This is a genomic window from Caballeronia telluris, assembly GCF_001544495.1.
In the GTDB taxonomy this organism is placed as follows: domain Bacteria; phylum Pseudomonadota; class Gammaproteobacteria; order Burkholderiales; family Burkholderiaceae; genus Caballeronia; species Caballeronia telluris.
The window spans coordinates 1-3,740 of the sequence record NZ_FCNZ02000088.1 but is presented as its reverse complement, the minus strand read 5'-3'; the positions used below and the strand labels follow the sequence as shown (position 1 = coordinate 3,740).

2 protein-coding genes and 1 pseudogene are annotated in these 3,740 nt (G+C 56.7%); 1 reads left to right on the top strand and 2 read right to left on the bottom strand.

Annotated elements, in window-relative coordinates:
• Positions 1–312: 312 nt before the first annotated feature.
• A complete protein-coding gene (locus AWB66_RS32080; protein WP_087633999.1) occupies positions 313–498 on the bottom strand; it encodes a hypothetical protein in 186 nt (61 codons plus the stop codon).
• A 933-nt stretch (positions 499–1,431) separates the two neighbouring features.
• Between AWB66_RS32080 and AWB66_RS32075 the strand changes: the two genes are divergently transcribed.
• Entirely contained in the window at positions 1,432–1,947 is a 516-nt protein-coding gene (locus AWB66_RS32075) for a lipocalin-like domain-containing protein (protein ID WP_159462992.1), read from the top strand.
• 206 nt (positions 1,948–2,153) lie between these two features.
• Here AWB66_RS32075 and AWB66_RS32070 read toward each other — a convergent pair.
• Positions 2,154–3,313, bottom strand: a pseudogene (locus AWB66_RS32070) (IS30 family transposase).
• Between the last annotated feature and the right edge of the window lie 427 nt (positions 3,314–3,740).

Below are 3,740 nucleotides of genomic sequence, written 5' to 3'. Positions count from 1 at the left end.
CGCACGGTCCTCTTTCTCGTTGCTGGCAAGCTCGACTTGTCCGCCTTCAACCCCCATGCCTCATGAGCCCGTTACCCACTGCATTTTTAAAAGAGCCAGAAAAGTTGAGCACGCTTGGTGAGGAACTGGAAGCCTAGTACCTCATCGATCGTGAACAAGAAAACGGTCTTAATGCCCTCAGAAAGAATGCTCACGCTCACAGCAACCTGTCGAAGGTCGGTATCGGGGCAGCGCAGATAAAGTCACCGGAAGCGAACTCAAAGAGGCCCCCTCGTTGGAGGGGCCTTGCGCTACGAAATAACCGTGTTTCTATTAGTACGTAACAGAAGCCCCACTGCCAGTGAAACTGTGCTGGACAGGAGCGTCATTTGCGTAGTCGCCAACGGCCTGGATGATGTTCACGATCTGCTGCGGCAACCTGCCGCCGCAGACGGCGGTCATTGCAGTACGATCCATTTCGACGGCTACGGGGAGGTCTTTGATTACCAGCGCGTTCATTTCGATTCTCCAAGGGTAAATTAGTCAGTCAGGAATGTCAGAGCTTTTTTGAGGGCGTCGCCACTCCTCGATGAGACTTAAGGCAAAGTACGTGCCAAATGCTGGCGCCGCGATAGCGGTCACACAACTAGTTGAAAATATTGGATTTTTAATGGCGACTAGTGCAAATTGGTAGACAGACGTGCGCTGCGACCGGTGGGTCGGATCCAACTCTCCGTCTGCCACTGTGGGTTAGATCGCGACACATGCGATCCGCCTACGTGTTTGTACAATGTCCTCGAGGGTTAGGATCCGATTCCTTCGTACAGGAGCTTTTGAAATCACTTTTCTTGACGAGAACCTGCCCGATATAAAAGGCGAGTGGTGTCGCATGGTCGCTGAGGGAAACGCTGATTCGCTCCGCGGCTTTCCTCGTTTCAATGAAGGGCGCCGTCAGTCAGGGAGACATTGCCGGGCTCTTCGATGTCTATTGCAGAAGCGCGAAGCACTCGTGCAGGTCATCGAAGACGTTCGCTGGGGCAGCGATGCGAATACTCGCCAAGCCGCCTAGCCAACTGTTGTCGACGGAAGCGCACACAACCCATAGTTGGAGGTTCAACGGCAAGCCTCTTCCGGGTCACGCAGCAAAGCGAGCAGCAGCTTTCAGCATGAAAGCGACTTTTGGAAGTGTGGCCGAGTGAGCGGGAGACAAGCGCGCAAACTTCCATGATGGCTCGTGCCGAACTCTGGCCAATAGTAGTAAACTACCCTTTTGTCAATAGCGCCCTAGCCATTCGCCGTGTCAGGAGTGCGTATTTTCGTGCCTGCTCCGGAGTCGACACGTCGACCGGCTGGCTTGGACTGCACGCGCCCGTGGCGTGCAGTCCTCGACGGTTGCACCGATGCTGAAGTTCGTCGAACCGCCAAATGCGCTTGTTCGTGAAGGGGCGTCCCATGCACAAAAAAATCGTCCTGGTTTCTTTCATACTGATCATGCTCTGCCTGACCACGCTCGCACGGGCGGATGCAAACCCGTTGCTTGGGACATGGCGGTTGAAGTCGTTCGTGCGCGAAGTCGCCGGCACCGGCGAGCGATACAACCAGCTCGGCGATCATCCTGACGGCTATCTCACCTACTCGTCGGATGGCCGGATGCTCGCGTTCTTTGTGTCTGGCGATCAGCCACGGCCGCGGAATGAGCCCTCCGACGAAGACCGGATTAAGCTCCATAAATCGATGCTTGCGTACGGCGGGACGTATAGCGTGTCGCCCGGCAAAGTCGTGCATCACATTGACATCGAATGGGACGGCAGGCGCGTCGGTACCGACCAGGTGCGGTTTTACACTATCGATGGCGACACGCTTTCGATCAAGACCGAACCAAACAAGAGTCCCGTGGACGGGCGCGAAGGTATAGGTATCTTGACGTTCGAGAGGGTGAAAGGCAGCTACCACAATGAGGCCACTTAGACAGGCTTCCAGCGAGCTCAGTACATGGATCCTTGCCCATACGTCTCGATGGGCGCGGGTCGGATCAATCTGCCTGGTGACCGAATACGGCCCTCATGCAAAGGGCATCGACTACGCGCGATACTCGCACGGCCGCGACCGGCACCACGCGACCCATCTCGGCCGGTCGTTGCGCCACATCCTAGCGGCGCCTTCCGGAGGCGCATTCAACCGGTGGATGCAACGGTTTGGTGAAATCGCTCGGCCGGTGTGTCGGAGTTTAGTGTTTTCCGGGGACGTTCGTTGAGCCGCCTGGCTACGACATTAAGTCTGGCCTGTGAATAGACGGAGAGATCAGTGCCTTAGGGAAGTACTGCCTCAGAAGCCCATTCGTGTTTTCGTTCGAGCCGCGTTGCCAGGGATGCTGTGGATCGCAGAAATAGACCTTGATGTCGGTCGCCACGGTAAAGCGACTGTGATCGGCCATTTCCGAGCCCCTGTCCCAGGTCAGCGATTTAAATAGTTCCCGAGGTAACTTGCTGGCGTGTCGTATCAGCGCGTTGACCACGGCCTCAGAATCCTTGCTGGGTAGTTTCACCAGCATCACGAGTCGACTTTGACGTTCGACGAGAGTTGCAATCTGGCTGGTAGCGTTGCCGAACAGCAAGTCGCCTTCCCAGTGCCCGGGTATTGCGCGATCCTCCGCTATAGCGGAGCGTTCGCTGATCGATACAGCGTCGCGAATGTTCGTTCGGCCTTCGGTTTTCAATGTGTGATGCCGGGACCGGCGCATGACTCGAGAGCGTCGCAAGTGTTCAAGCAGTTCCTTTTTCAGGGCGCCGCGAGCTTGAATATAAAGGCTCCGATAGATCGTCTCGTGTGACACCAGATGGTCCTTGTTGACGGCATATACATGCTTGAGCCAACCAGCAATCTGCTCAGGGGACCACTGCAGCTTCAGCTTTGAAGCGACAACTCCCGCCAACGTCTGGTTTTTCGCCAATTTGCATACCTTCGGGCGACGTGCCCGATCCCAGGCGAGCGCGTCCGCCTGACTCGCTCGATAACCTTTACTGCCTCCGTTGCGCTGCAGCTCGCGGCTAATCGTGGAAGGAGCACGTCCCAGCCTGGCCGCAATGGACCGAATCGACAATCGGGCCACCAGGCAGCGAGAAATTTCCTCGCGTTCCGCAAGCGTCAATGCCTGCGCTGCGCGGTGCCTCTGCGGTGGCTCGATGCCGCCGGCCTCCGCCAGTATCCGCTGTATCGAAGAGTGGCCCCGATCGAACAGTTTGGCAATCTGATGAATCGTTTCGCCTTTGCGCCAGCGGTCCCACATCAGTGCCTTCTGACTCTCAGAATAGTAGATCCTCGGCCTCTGTTTCATTGCAACACCTCCACTGCTTACGCAGCCTCTAGTGTGTTGCATCGACCGGTTGAATCCGCCGAGTACACCGGTCATTCCGTCATTTACAGGGTACGTCAAATTTCATTTCGCCGATTGTGTCGCATCTGCCCGAACGGGCGGAAGCCCGGCGCAGCGCGCTGGCCATTGTCCCGCCGCTGATACGCGGAGTCGAAGGACCTAGCAGCCATGTCTTCGAAACGTTCGCTTCTACCTGCGTCCAAAAAGAATCGGACCCGACGGCTAACCGTATGCGGTCCTTCAGGGACGCCCTAGCAATGGACGAGTGATTCTCTGATGCTACCTGTCCACGTGGACAGCTGGGATGAGAGGTATGCGGTCCTTCAGGGACGCCCTAGCAATGGACGAGTGATTCTCTGATGCTACCTGTCCACGTGGACAGCTGGGA

What these genes read in the sequence shown, in the direction of transcription:
- AWB66_RS32080 (WP_087633999.1), bottom strand. Translation starts at nt 498, where the DNA reads ATGAACGCGCTGGTAATCAAAGACCTCCCCGTAGCCGTCGAAATGGAT.
- AWB66_RS32075 (WP_159462992.1), top strand. Translation starts at nt 1,432, where the DNA reads ATGCACAAAAAAATCGTCCTGGTTTCTTTCATACTGATCATGCTCTGC.